The following is a 12,053-nucleotide window of genomic DNA, read 5'->3' on the forward strand; positions in this document are numbered from 1 at the left end:
CTACAGGGTGCGCTCCAGCAGCAGCTGGCCGCTGTCGGCGGAGACGATCTGCACCGCGGCGATCTGATCGGACGGGGTGGAGATGCTGCCCGCGGGGGTGGCGGTGCGCCCGGGTTCGGCGACCCAGGTCGCCAGCCGGGTGGTGGCGCCGTCGCGGCCCACCACCACCAGCGCCAGCGTGTCGTGGTGGGCGCCGATCGGGGCCAGGCAGATGCAGCTCAAATCGATGTAGCTGCCCCAGGATTCGTCGCGCACCGCCACCGTCGACGCCAGGGAGGTGGTGCCGACCTGCGTCATCGGCAGCGCCTCGGGGACCGGGCCGGGTGCGCGGCCCGGACCGCCGACCCCGATCAGCACACCGATGCCCAGCACCGCGGCCGCCGCGGCACCCAGTGCCCAGGCCAGCACCCGGGTGCGTCGCCGCCGCCGGCGGACCTCGGTCACCAGCGACGCCAGCAGATCCGGCGCCGCGGCCGGTGCGTCGTCGTCGATCGCGGCCACGCCGGGACCGTCGAGTTGCGACAGCAGGGCGGGCACCCCGCTGATCTCGGTGACCGCGGCCCGGCACTGCGGGCAGTCGGCGAGGTGGTCCTCGTATTCGCGGCGGTCGGCCGCCGACAGCGAACCCAGCACGTAGGCCGCATCCCACATCGCGTAGCGGTGACCGCCCTCGGCCGGTGTGGTGGCAAGCGGGTGCTTGCGCGGCGCGGTCATCGGGTCACCCCCATCTCCTGCAGGGCGAGTCGCAGCGCCCGCACCGCATAGTGCAGGCGGGATTTCACCGTCCCATCGGCGATCTCGAGGTCGCGGGCGATCTGGGCGGTGCTCCACCCGCGGTAGTAGGCCCGTTCGATCACGGCCCGGTGTTCGGCCGACAGCCCGGCCATCGCGTCGGCGATCAGCATCCGGTCCAGTGCGGTGTCCACCTCGTCCCGGGTGGACTGCTCGGGTGCGCCGGTGGTGTCCAGTGAGGCGACCACGTGACGCGACGTGGCGCTGCGATGTTCGTCGATGATCATGTTGCGGGCCACCGTGCACAGCCAGGCCCGCGGGGAACGACCGGCGTCGGCGGTGACCTCCGGGTGCTGCCAGGCCCGCAACAGGGTCTCCTGAACGACGTCCTCGGCCCGGCCGGCATCGCCGGTCAAGCGCAGCGCGTAACGCCACAGCATGGCCGCATGCTCGTCGTAGAGCGCCTTCATCAAGGCGGCTTCGCGATCCGGCGCGATACCGATCCGAGGCACGGTGATCACCTCCTGCCCAAGGACACGACGCGGAAACCCACCCGGTTCACCGTCGATGCGCAACGTCTCGCCGGATTCAGTCCGGGATCCAACTGCCGTGGAAGCCGTGCGGGACACGCCGCGGCAACCCGACCCGAGCGACGGGTTCGGCATCGAACTGCGCGGCGTCGAGGATCACCAGCTCGCTGCATTCCCGCACCGGGCTGTAGACGTAGCTCAGATACCAGCCCGCCGACTCGTCGGTGTGGCCGGGCGCCGGCGCGAACACCGCCTCATCGGGGGTGCCGGCCGCGCCGTTGACACCGAACCGGTGCACCTGCGCGCCGCCGCGGGCCAGGTCGTAGCGCACCAGGCCGTCGTCGGAGACCGCGACCGCGTACTGGGCGTCGGCGCCCACCAGCCGGTCATCGACGCGGGGGAACTCGATACCGCGGTCATCGAGCTGATCCTCGGTCACCGCCCCGGAATCCAGGTCGATGGTCCAGCGCCACAGTGCCGCCTCGGTCTCGAAATCGCTGCTGTGGCGCCACATCTCCGGGTACCGCACCACCTGCATGACGATCTTGTTCCCGCCGGCGCCGGTCACGTCGAAGGCGTTGGCGATGTGGAAGACGTAGCAGGGGTCGATGTCGAACCAGCACACCGGACCGTAGGGGTCCTCGCGGCGCAGCACACCCAGCCGGGCGCCGTAGCCGTCGTCCCAGCGGTAGGGCAGATCCCGGTCACTGTGCCGGGTGCGGGCCACCCACGGGTCGAACACCAGCGGCAGGTCCATGAACACCACGTGCTCGGCGGTCAACGCGAAGTCGTGCATCAGCGTCAGCCCCGGCACGTCGATGGGGCGCCGCACCGTCAGGACACCGTCGGCGTCGGCCCGGTAATAGTTGACGTGCGGGTCGGCAAGGCCGCCGTGGCCGAAGAAATGCAGTTCACCGGTGACCGGGCAGATCTTGGGGTGCGCCGACATCGGGTCGGCCAACTTCCCGTCGAAGTCATAGACCCCCAGGGTGGCCAGGTCGTCGCTGAGTTCGTAGGGCAGCGAGGTGTCCATCAGCGCCAGGGTGCGCCCGGCGTGCCGGATGACGTGAGTGGTGGCGACGCTGGAGCGCCGGTTGCCGTCGGCGTCGAACCGCCCCGGTGACCGGTCGAAACCCTCGGTGCGCACCCAGCGGTTGCGGTACCAGGCCGCCCGGCCGTTCTCCAGCCGGATGCCGTGCACCATGCCGTCGCCGGTGCACCAGTGCCCGTTCGACCGGCGCGGGTTGGGGCCGTTGCGCAGATACCAGCCGTTCAACTCCGCCGGAATCGCGCCCTGCACCGGAAGGTCGAAGGCGGATAATTCGTCGGGGACCGGCGCGTAGTTGGCGGTGCGGAAGACCGGCATCACCGTCTCCGGCGGCTGAATGACTGCCACCGCGGCGCGGCCCCCGCGGGCCGGGCCCGGCAGGTCGCGCGCCCAGCCGGCGACACCGATCGACGGGGCCGAGGTGGCCGACGTGGCACCCACCAGATCGGTGCACCGGTCACCCGTGCCGGCCACGTCGTCGTGATCGAGCAGTGCGAGCGCGTCGGGCACCGTCGACAGGTCCGAGACCGCGTCGCGGCACAGCGGGCATTCGCCCAGGTGCATCTCGAACGCGAGATGGTCGGCGGCCGACAGCGCGCCCAGCACGTAGGCGGCATCCCACAGGGCGTACTCGTTATGAGACGTCGTCATAGGACCGCTCCCATTGCTTGCAGTGCTGCGTACACGGCTCGAAGACCACTGTGCAGGTGGGTCTTCACGCTGCATTCGGTGATGCCCAGATCGGCGGCGATCCGCTCGGTGCTCCAACGGTAGAAATAGGCCCGACGCAATATCTCGCGCTGGTCGACGGTGAGCTGCGCGATCGCGCCGGCCAGCATGGCGCGATTCGGTGCGGCTCCGTCACCGGCACGGCCCGCAGGCCCGCCGCCGCTGCTGGCGTTGCTGCCGAAATCCATCCCCAACCTCCCGGACGGGATACGAGGCGGCCGCCCGTTCGGTTCACGTCGTTGTGGGGAGGGGCTGGGCCCGGCTTCCAGTGTGCCGCGCCCGCGGCGGCGGGGGTAGCGGGTTTTTTACGGCGCCGCGGTGACCAACGTCAGCTCCCAGGCCGTCAGCCACGGTTTGATCAGCTGCGCCACCGAATACTCGTTGGCCGCTGCGCAGGTCTGCGCCGGATCGGCACCGTCGGCGGCCCCCAGCAGCACCCCGACGGCGTCGACGGCGCCGTCGGGCCGCACCCGGTACACCGGGCCGCCGGAATCGCCGCAGTTGTCGGTCGCGGCGAACCGCACCTTGTTGTCGTCACCGCGGGTCACCGGCCCGCACACCGGTTCCCCGCTGCGGATCCCCAAGTGGCACAGGGTGTCCCCGATGGCCACCCGGCCGGCAAGTCCGGCCACCGCACGCCCGTCGACCTGCGGTGTCAGCGGGATCTTGTCCGGATCGTCGAGGGTGATGAGACCGATGTCGACGTGGTCCCAGTCGCTGCCGCTGTAACGGGTCTCGGTGAAGGTGCCCACCGTCGGGTAGATGCCGCCGTGGCGGACCGACACCGCGCCGGGGCCGCCCGGCTTGTTGCAGTGCCCGGCCGACAGCAGGCCCGGTTGGCCGGTGTCGGTGTGGACCAGGAACCCCGCGGTGCAGCCGGTGGTCTCCGACCCGTCGGCGAAGCCGACCTTGATGCCGACGCCGGGGCCGATGGCCTCGGCGGTGGGCAGCGGGACCAGTTGGCGCACGGCGGGGGCGTGGGTGGCCCACACCAGGCCGGCGATAACGACCGCGGCGGCGGCCACCACGGCCAGGCGCATCAGCAGGGAACGGAGCGGGGGTCGTCGGAGGGCGGCCACTTCGGCAACGGTACCGAGCGCGGCCGGGGCGTGCAGGGGTCGCGTCGCCGCGCCGGCCGGTAGCGGAGTGCACCGGACGGCCAAAAACTGAGTATCGGCCGTGAAAAAACCGTGTCGGCAGTGTGTGCGAGGGGCGCGGGGAGCCTCGAACCGGCCGCCGGCGCGGCCCGCGCGCGATGCCGGATTTCTGGGTAATCGCGCAGGTCACGGGCGGGTACCGACACGGCCGATATTCGGCGCGATGCCGAGACTGGATTTTCTTGTCGACTTATGATGTGGTGTACACCACGTTGAAAAACGTGAGTGACGTCGACCACAGGAGCTGACCGCGATGACTGGCTTTCTGAGTGCCTTGGGTATCACCGCAACCACTGCGACCGTCGGTGCCAGCATGATGGGCCAGGGCACCGTGGCGGTGTGCGTCGGACTGGTGTCGGCGGCGTTCTTCGCCGGCCGGCTCTGCTGATAGCCGTCCCGAACTGAACCCGCGGCCGCGCGCCGTGGCAGTCTCGTCGGCGTGCCCGTCTCGCTTCCCGCGCAGCCCCGCTTCGCCAGCCCATCGGAACGTCACGTCTATCGGGCGTTGATCGACCAGCTCCAAGCCGACGACGTCGTGGTGTCGGGCCAACGCGTCACCGACCATCTCAAAGATCACGAGGCCGATTTCGTCGTCGCGATCGAGGGCGCCGGCATCATCTGTATCGAGGTCAAGGGCGGCGAAGTCTGGCACGACGGTCGCGGGTGGCGTCAGCTGCGGGGGAACCGCCAGTGCGACATCGAACCCGTCCGCCAGGTCCGCGGGGCCTGCTACGCGCTGCGGGACTACGTCGAGCACGACCCGCGCTGGACGCAGGGCCGGCTGCGCTGGGACCACGTGGTGGTGTTGCCGCACGCCGAACTGCCCGACGACTTCGACCTGCCGGACTGTCCGCGCTGGAAGGTCGTCGATCGCAACGAGCTGCCGCAACTGGTGTCCCGGCTGCGGCACGTGCTGATCCGCCAAGAACTGGACCGGCCGCTGCTCACCGATGTGGGCATCGCGCAGTTCCGCACCGTCCTCGGCGGCCGCGGATTGCCCCAGCGTGACGTGGTCGCCCGGGCGTTGGCGAACGACAGTGCCGCCGACGCCCTCACCGAACAGCAGGCGGTGATCCTGGAAGCCATCCGGCTGCTCAATCGCGTCCAGGTGCGCGGCAGCGCCGGAAGCGGCAAGACCTACCTGGCCGTCGAACAGGCGAGACGGCTATCCAATGAAGGCAAACGCGTTGCCCTGCTGTGTTATTCACGCGGGTTGGCGTCCTACCTCAAACGGCTCACCGCGACGTGGAGCCAGCGCCAGCGACCCGCCTACGTCGGGGAGTTCCACTCCCTGGGCGTGGTGTGGGGAGCACCCGACGGGCCGGCGCCGTCCCAGGACTCGGTGCGGTTCTGGGAAGAAGAGCTTCCGCAGCAGATGCTCGAACTGGCGCAGCACCTCGACGACGGGCAGCGTTTCGACGCCGTGGTGATCGACGAGGCTCAGGACTTCGCCGACGCCTGGTGGGATCCGGTGCTGGCATCGCTGCGCGACGACGAGACCGGCGGGCTGTTCGTGTTCAGCGACGAAGGGCAGCGGGTGTTCGACCGGCAGGGCACGCCTCCGGTGCCGCTGGTGCCGCTGGTGCTCGACCGCAACCTGCGCAACACCCGGCAGATCGCGACCACCTTCCAGCCGCTGGTGGACCATCCGATCCGCTACCTGGGCGCCGACGGACCCGAAGTGCGGTTCGTGACGTGCACCCGGGAGTCGGCGGCCGACGTCGGCGACGACCAGGTGGAGCAGCTGCTCGAGGAGGGCTGGCGGCCCGAAGACGTGGCACTGCTGACCACCGGCAGCCGCCACCCCGAACAGGTAGCCCGCCAGGAGCAGGGCAACGAGGCCTACTGGGACAGCTTCTGGGACGCCGAGCAGGTCTTCTACGGCCACGTGCTCGGGTTCAAAGGACTGGAACGCCGAGCCGTAGTGCTCGTCGTCGACGCCAGCGGACCGGTGGAGCGGGCACGCGAACGGCTCTACGTCGGGCTGTCGCGGGCCCGCGACCAACTCGTGGTCTGCGGTGACCGGGATTTCATCGTCGAGGTCGGCGGCCCGGACCTGGCCCACAAACTCGGCATCGGCTGACCCACCGGCCGACGCACCCGCCCGGCGCGCCGCGGCGGCGCACTATCGTCAAGCGATGACCCTCGAGGACCGCCTGACCGCGCTCGAACAGATCGAAGCGATCAAAGCCCTCAAACACCGCTACTTCCGGGCCTGCGATGCCAAGGATCCCGAAACCTTCCGCGCCTGCTTCATCGCCCACGGCGCCGACATCGACTACGGGCCGCTGGGCGGCTTCAGCGGACCCGACCAGGCGGAGAAACTCGCGACCGTGTTCCGGCGCATCGCCCTGCACACCGTCGACGGCAAACCGGTGATCCTGGACATGCACCACGGCATGCACCCCGACATCACCCTCACCGGCCCCGGCACCGCCACCGGCCGCTGGACACTGAAATTCCGGCAGCTCAACATGATCGAGCGCACCGAACGCCTGCTCACCGGTGACTACGACGACGACTACGTGATCGAGGACGGCCGGTGGAAGATGGCCCGCAGTCACTTCCGGCAACTCTGGGCGATCACCCGCCCCCTCGGCGACGCGACGGTGGAGGTCGGCCAGTGAGCACCCGGATCGCGCTGGTCACCGGCGCCAGCCGCAGCGTCGGCAAAGGCATCGCACTGGCCCTGGGCTCGGCGGGCTGGACCGTCTACGTCACCGCCCGCGGCGAGGTAGGCACCGGCGGCCCCCTCGACGAGACCGCCGCGGGCGTCACCGAACGCGGCGGGTGCGGCATCGCGGTGCGCTGCGACCACCGCGACGACGCCGCGATCGCCGCCCTGTTCGCCCGCATCGCCGACGAGCAGAACGGCCGGCTCGACCTACTGGTCAACAACGTGTGGGCCGCGCCCGAAGGCTTCGCCGGATTCACCGAGAAGTTCTGGCAGCGCCCACTGTCGGACTGGGATCCGCTGATCGGGGTCGGCCTGCGCGCCCACTACGTCGCCGCGGTGCACGCCGCCCAGCTGATGGTGCCCCGCGGCACCGGCCTGATCGCCAACATCTCCTCGTTCGGCACCCGCGGGCACCTGCACTCGGTGCTCTACGGCATGTCCAAGGCCGGGCTGGACAAGATGGCCGCCGACATGGCCGTGGAACTGTCCGGCACCGGGGTGAGCACGGTGTCGCTGTGGCCCGGGCTGGTGCGCAACGAAGTCATGCAGGGCTTCATGGACCGCGGCCTGGACAACTTCCAGGGCTATCCGCTGGCCAACGCCGAAACCCCGGAGTTCATCGGCCGCGTCATCGCCGCGCTGGCCGACGACCCCGACATCGGCGCCCGCAGCGGGCACACCCTGATCACCGCCGAGGCCGCACTGGATTACGGCGTCACCGACATCGCGGGCAACCAGCCCGACTCGCACCGGGAACTGTTCGGCGGCGGCCCGCTGTATTAGCGACCCGGGGCGCTACCAGGGACTGGGCGCGTAATCCTTGAGGAAACAGCCGTAGAGGTCCTCCCCGGCTTCACCGCGCACGATCGGGTCGTAGACGCGGGCGGCGCCGTCGACCAGATCCAGCGGGGCGTGGAACCCCTCCTCGGCCAACCGGAGCTTGGTGGGATGCGGCCGCTCGTCGGTGATCCAACCGGTGTCCACCGCGGTCATCAGGATCCCGTCGGACTCCAGCATCTCCGCGGCACTGGTGCGGGTCAGCATGTTCAACGCGGCCTTGGCCATATTGGTGTGCGGATGCCCCGGGCCCTTGTACTGGCGGCTGAACTGGCCCTCCATCGCCGAGACGTTCACCACGTACTTACGCCGGGCCGCGGCCGCCGCCATCGCCGGCCGCAGCCGGCTGACCAGGATGAACGGTGCGGTCTGATTGCACAGCTGCACTTCGAGCAGCTCCAGGGCGTCCACCTCGTGCACCCGCTGCGTCCAGCTGTTCACCGACGCGGTATCGGGCAGCAGCCCGCCGGCGTCCACGGCGATACCGGCGGCGATGCGCTGCGGGGAGGCGCTGCGGGCGGTCAGCGCCAGCTCGGTCAACGCGTGCGGGGTCTGGTGTTCGGCCAGGCTGCCGGCCAGGGCCGCCGGATGGGCGTCGCTGACGTGGTCGAAGGTGATCACGTCCACCAGCTCGTTCGACGGGGTGCGTTCGGCCTCGACCAGGGCGGCATAGGAGCCGGGTGCGCGCCGCACCGTCTGGGCGGCGTTGTTGATCAAAATGTCCAGCGGGCCCTGCGCGGCCACCGTGTCGGCCAACGCGACGACCTGGGCCGGGTCCCGCAGGTCGATACCCACCACCTGCAGGCGGTGCAGCCAGTCGCCGCTGTCGGGCATCGCGGCGAAGCGACGCACCGCGTCGTTCGGGAAACGCGTGGTGACGGTGGTGTGGGCGCCGTCGCGCAGCAGCCGCAGCGCGATGTACATGCCGATCTTGGCGCGCCCCCCGGTCAGCAGGGCACGACGGCCGGTGAGGTCGGTGCGGGCGTCCCGCTTGGCCCGGCTCATCGCGGCGCAGTCCGGGCAGAGCTGGTGATAGAACGCGTCGACCTGCGTGTAGTGGGTTTTGCAGATGTAGCAGGCCTGCGAGCGCAGCAAGGTGCCCGCCGACGCCCCGACAGCCGACGACACCAGCGGAATGCCCTGCGTCTCGTCGTCGATCCGGCCCGGCGCCCCGGTGGCGGTGGCGGCGATGACGGCCTGGTCGGCGGCGGCCACCGCGTCGCGTTTAGCGGTCCGGCGGGCCTTCTTCAGCGCTTTGAACATCCGCCCGGTGGCCCGGCGCACCGCCAGCGCGTCGGGGTGGTCCGGGGGCAGCGAGTCGACCTCGGCGAGCACCTGCAGGCAGGTGGCCAGTCTTTCCGGGTCGATCTCGGTCACGTCTGGAAGGGTATCGGGCCGAGCGCTCGATTAACGATCTGCCCAGATCGACCAATACACTGCCTGACGCAATGAGCGAGAACGCTGTGGAATCCCCGACGGTCGCCACTGCGCCGCAAGCCGCCCGGATCTCCGCCGAAGCAGCCCGCCGCAGAACCTTCGCCGTCATCAGCCACCCCGACGCCGGTAAGTCCACCTTGACCGAGGCGTTGGTGCTGCATGCCAAGGCCATCACCGAAGCCGGCGCCGTGCACGGCAAATCCGGCCGGCGTGCCACCGTCTCGGACTGGATGGAGATGGAGAAGGCCCGCGGCATCTCCATCACCTCGACCGCACTGCAGTTCCCCTACCGCAGCAGCGCCGGCCAGGACTGCGTCATCAACCTGCTCGACACCCCCGGCCACGCCGACTTCTCCGAGGACACCTACCGGGTGCTGACCGCGGTGGACTCCGCGGTGATGCTGATCGACGCCGCCAAAGGCCTGGAGCCGCAGACCCTCAAACTGTTCCAGGTGTGCCGGCACCGCCGAATCCCGATCATCACCGTGATCAACAAGTGGGACCGGCCCGGCCGGCACGCCCTGGAATTGATGGACGAGATCGCCGAGCGGATCGGGTTGCGGCCCACCCCGCTGACCTGGCCGGTCGGCATCGCCGGGGAATTCGACGGGGTGCTGGACCGCCGGACCGGCAACTTCATCCGGTTCACTCGCACCGCCGGCGGCGCCACCGCCGCCCCCGAGCAGCACTTCGCCGCCGCCGACGCCCAAGCCGCGGCCGGCAGCGACTGGGACACCGCGGTCGAGGAGTCCGAACTGCTGTCCGCAGACGGCTCCGACTTCGACCGCGACGGCTTCCTGGGCTGCGAATCGACCCCGGTGCTGTTCACCTCGGCGGCGTTGAACTTCGGGGTGAACCAGCTGCTCGACGTGCTCGCCGAACTGGCGCCCCCGCCCAACGGGGCGACGGACGTCGACGGCGCCCGGCGCGCCACCGATGCGCCGTTCAGCGCGTTCGTGTTCAAGGTGCAGGCCGGCATGGACACCGCCCACCGCGACCGGATCGCGTTCGCACGGGTGTACTCGGGCACCTTCGAGCGCGGTGACGTGCTGACGCACGGCGCCACCGGCAAACCGTTCGTCACCAAATACGCCCAGTCGGTCTTCGGCCAGCAGCGCGCCACCCTGGACACCGCCTGGCCCGGGGATGTGATCGGGTTGGCCAACGCCGCCGTGCTGCGCCCCGGCGACACACTGTATTGCGATGTGCCCGTGCAGTATCCGCCGATCCCCAGCTTCTCGCCCGAGCATTTCTCGGTGGCACGCAACACCGACCCGAGCAAGCACAAGCAGTTCCGCCGCGGCATCGAGCAACTGGACCAGGAGGGTGTGGTCCAGGTGCTGTTCTCCGACCGGCGCGGCGAGCAGGCCCCGGTGCTGGCCGCGGTCGGGCCGATGCAGTTCGAGGTGGCCGCCCATCGGATGGCCACCGAGATGGGTGCCCCGATCTCACTGGAACCGCTGCCGTACCAGGTGGCGCGGATCGTCGACGCCGACGGCGCCGAGATCGTCGCCAAGCAGGCGCTGGCCGAAGTGATGACCCGCACCGACGGGGTGCACCTGGTGCTGTTCAACACCAAATGGCTGCTGCAGGGCTTTGTGCGCGACCACCCCGAGGTGAAGCTGCGCTCCCTGGTGGCCGCCGAAGGCTAACCGCGCAGCCGCACCAGCCGCGTCGTCGAACTCTCGTCCAACTCCACCAGGTCGGAATACGACCGCAGGAAATCGCTGAACGACTTGTAGCCCAGCGCTTTCTCGCTGAACGACGGATCCATCCGCTTCATCTGGGCCTTGACCGCCGAATTGTGCAGCCACTCGCCGTCGTCCTTCTCCATCCCGATCCGCAGGGCGCGGGTGAGTAGTCCGGTCGCGGTGTCCAGCGGATCCGGTTGCGGCTCCTCGGGTTCGGCCTTGGCCTGGCGGCTGCGCTGCTTGGGTTCGGCTTCGGCCGGGGCGGGCTCGACGGCCGGCACCCCGGGCAGCGCGTCGTAGCTGACGAAGTCGTCGCAGGCCGCGGCCAGGGCGCGACTGGTGGAGCCGGCCACCCCGATCCCGACGACGTAGCGGCCCAAGCGTTTACAGCGTTGGGCCAGGGCGATGTAGTCGGAGTCACCGGCCACGATCACCACGTGGGTCAGATCCGGCAGCCGGAACATGTCCTCGACCGCGTCGACGGCCAGCCGGATATCGGCGCCGTTCTTGCCGTAGGCGGCCGCCGGGAACAACTGCACCAGGTCGACCGCGCGTCCCACCAGTTGCGCGCGGTAGCCGGTGTTGACCTCCGCCGACCAATCGGCGTAGGCGCGGGTGAGGACCAGGGTGCCGAACGACGACGCGAAATCGATGATCGCCCCGACGTCCACGGTGGCCCGGGCCAGGCGTTCCGGCTGCTTCGCCAGGCCCTTGGACTTGTCCTTCTGAAAGGAGTTGCGGCCGTTGACCTGGTCATAGCGGGAGATCACGATGTTGTCGAAGTCGAGGTAGACCGCGACGCGGGTGTCGCCGGATTCCGTCATGGGTCCAGTGTGGCCGACCGGGCGGCGCGGCGACAGGGTGGGGGATTCACCCGGCCCGGTACCAGCGGGGGATCAACTCCGGATCCGGCAGCGGGTACTGGCCGTAGAAGCCGTGCGGATCCCCGCGCAGCACTTGGGCGTTCTGCACCTCGGCGCGCAGCCGCAGGGCATCGTGGCGTTCCTGTTCGGCGGCACGATGCGCCGCGTAAGCCTGGATGAGCCAGCGGATCGCGAACACCAGCGCGGCGACCGCCGCGGCGGCCAGGATCAGGTAGCGCAGCCACCACAGCAGTGCCAGCACCACCAGCAGCGCGAAAAGCGCACCGTCGCCCTGGGACCCTCTGCTCTTGCTCATGACCTCACGGTAGGACGGGGGTCTGACAGGCCCGGT

The 12,053-nt window shown here is 70.0% G+C and carries 13 protein-coding genes; 5 read left to right on the top strand and 8 right to left on the bottom strand.

All coding sequences use genetic code 11. The features are described from left to right. The 5 genes from RCP38_RS02895 to RCP38_RS02915 form a co-directional block, all read right to left on the bottom strand. Entirely contained in the window at window positions 1–714 is a 714-nt protein-coding gene (locus RCP38_RS02895; RefSeq protein ID WP_308475500.1) for an anti-sigma factor family protein, read from the bottom strand. Continuing rightward, on the bottom strand, window positions 711–1,202 hold the full coding sequence (locus RCP38_RS02900) for a sigma-70 family RNA polymerase sigma factor (protein WP_308477035.1): 492 nt from the start codon (window positions 1,200–1,202) through the stop codon (window positions 711–713). Before RCP38_RS02900 ends, RCP38_RS02895 begins: the two co-directional genes overlap by 4 nt. Window positions 1,203–1,320: 118 nt before the next feature. After that, window positions 1,321–2,961 carry a carotenoid oxygenase family protein gene (locus RCP38_RS02905; RefSeq protein ID WP_308475502.1) on the bottom strand — a complete coding sequence of 547 codons (1,641 nt, stop codon included), beginning with the start codon at window positions 2,959–2,961 and terminating at the stop codon, window positions 1,321–1,323. Further along, window positions 2,958–3,227: a sigma factor-like helix-turn-helix DNA-binding protein gene (locus RCP38_RS02910; RefSeq protein ID WP_308475504.1), complete on the bottom strand. Its 270-nt coding sequence runs from the start codon at window positions 3,225–3,227 to the stop codon at window positions 2,958–2,960. The genes RCP38_RS02905 and RCP38_RS02910 overlap by 4 nt, the downstream gene beginning before the upstream one ends. A 117-nt stretch (window positions 3,228–3,344) precedes the next feature. Further along, complete coding sequence (locus tag RCP38_RS02915) at window positions 3,345–4,118, bottom strand: chymotrypsin family serine protease (protein ID WP_308475505.1); 774 nt, start codon at window positions 4,116–4,118, stop codon at window positions 3,345–3,347. 331 nt (window positions 4,119–4,449) lie between these two features. On the opposite strand from RCP38_RS02915, the gene RCP38_RS02920 reads away from it, so the two are divergent. The 4 genes from RCP38_RS02920 to RCP38_RS02935 are packed head-to-tail and all read left to right on the top strand — an operon-like array spanning window position 4,450 to window position 7,656. Further along, complete coding sequence (locus tag RCP38_RS02920; RefSeq protein ID WP_308475506.1) at window positions 4,450–4,584, top strand: hypothetical protein; 135 nt, start codon at window positions 4,450–4,452, stop codon at window positions 4,582–4,584. Between the two features lie 51 nt (window positions 4,585–4,635). Further along, a complete protein-coding gene (locus RCP38_RS02925) occupies window positions 4,636–6,279 on the top strand; it encodes a nuclease-related domain-containing DEAD/DEAH box helicase (protein WP_308475507.1) in 1,644 nt (547 codons plus the stop codon). A 55-nt stretch (window positions 6,280–6,334) separates the two neighbouring features. Continuing rightward, window positions 6,335–6,823: a nuclear transport factor 2 family protein gene (locus tag RCP38_RS02930; RefSeq protein WP_308475509.1), complete on the top strand. Its 489-nt coding sequence runs from the start codon at window positions 6,335–6,337 to the stop codon at window positions 6,821–6,823. Beyond that, a complete protein-coding gene (locus RCP38_RS02935) occupies window positions 6,820–7,656 on the top strand; it encodes an SDR family oxidoreductase (protein WP_308475510.1) in 837 nt (278 codons plus the stop codon). Before RCP38_RS02930 ends, RCP38_RS02935 begins: the two co-directional genes overlap by 4 nt. Before the next feature lie 12 nt (window positions 7,657–7,668). Here RCP38_RS02935 and RCP38_RS02940 read toward each other — a convergent pair whose 3' ends face one another. Next, window positions 7,669–9,087, bottom strand: a complete 1,419-nt coding sequence (locus RCP38_RS02940) for an SDR family NAD(P)-dependent oxidoreductase (protein ID WP_308475511.1) — start codon at window positions 9,085–9,087, stop codon at window positions 7,669–7,671. A 71-nt stretch (window positions 9,088–9,158) separates the two neighbouring features. On the opposite strand from RCP38_RS02940, the gene RCP38_RS02945 reads away from it, so the two are divergent. Continuing rightward, complete coding sequence (locus tag RCP38_RS02945) at window positions 9,159–10,799, top strand: peptide chain release factor 3 (RefSeq protein WP_308475512.1); 1,641 nt, start codon at window positions 9,159–9,161, stop codon at window positions 10,797–10,799. Here the strand turns inward: RCP38_RS02945 and RCP38_RS02950 are convergent. Beyond that, entirely contained in the window at window positions 10,796–11,662 is an 867-nt protein-coding gene (locus RCP38_RS02950; protein ID WP_308475513.1) for an NYN domain-containing protein, read from the bottom strand. The two genes, RCP38_RS02945 and RCP38_RS02950, sit on opposite strands and share 4 nt — an antisense overlap. 46 nt (window positions 11,663–11,708) lie before the next feature. After that, window positions 11,709–12,017, bottom strand: a complete 309-nt coding sequence (locus tag RCP38_RS02955) for a hypothetical protein (RefSeq protein WP_308475515.1) — start codon at window positions 12,015–12,017, stop codon at window positions 11,709–11,711. Between the last annotated feature and the right edge of the window lie 36 nt (window positions 12,018–12,053).

Source organism: Mycolicibacter sp. MU0083 (assembly GCF_963378075.1).
In the GTDB taxonomy this organism is placed as follows: domain Bacteria; phylum Actinomycetota; class Actinomycetes; order Mycobacteriales; family Mycobacteriaceae; genus Mycobacterium; species Mycobacterium kokjensenii.

What these genes read in the sequence shown, in the direction of transcription:
- RCP38_RS02930 (WP_308475509.1), top strand. Translation starts at nt 6,335, where the DNA reads ATGACCCTCGAGGACCGCCTGACCGCGCTCGAACAGATCGAAGCGATC.
- RCP38_RS02895 (WP_308475500.1), bottom strand. Translation starts at nt 714, where the DNA reads ATGACCGCGCCGCGCAAGCACCCGCTTGCCACCACACCGGCCGAGGGC.
- RCP38_RS02955 (WP_308475515.1), bottom strand. Translation starts at nt 12,017, where the DNA reads ATGAGCAAGAGCAGAGGGTCCCAGGGCGACGGTGCGCTTTTCGCGCTG.
- RCP38_RS02920 (WP_308475506.1), top strand. Translation starts at nt 4,450, where the DNA reads ATGACTGGCTTTCTGAGTGCCTTGGGTATCACCGCAACCACTGCGACC.
- RCP38_RS02900 (WP_308477035.1), bottom strand. Translation starts at nt 1,202, where the DNA reads ATGAAGGCGCTCTACGACGAGCATGCGGCCATGCTGTGGCGTTACGCG.
- RCP38_RS02905 (WP_308475502.1), bottom strand. Translation starts at nt 2,961, where the DNA reads ATGACGACGTCTCATAACGAGTACGCCCTGTGGGATGCCGCCTACGTG.
- RCP38_RS02945 (WP_308475512.1), top strand. Translation starts at nt 9,159, where the DNA reads ATGAGCGAGAACGCTGTGGAATCCCCGACGGTCGCCACTGCGCCGCAA.
- RCP38_RS02910 (WP_308475504.1), bottom strand. Translation starts at nt 3,227, where the DNA reads ATGGATTTCGGCAGCAACGCCAGCAGCGGCGGCGGGCCTGCGGGCCGT.
- RCP38_RS02950 (WP_308475513.1), bottom strand. Translation starts at nt 11,662, where the DNA reads ATGACGGAATCCGGCGACACCCGCGTCGCGGTCTACCTCGACTTCGAC.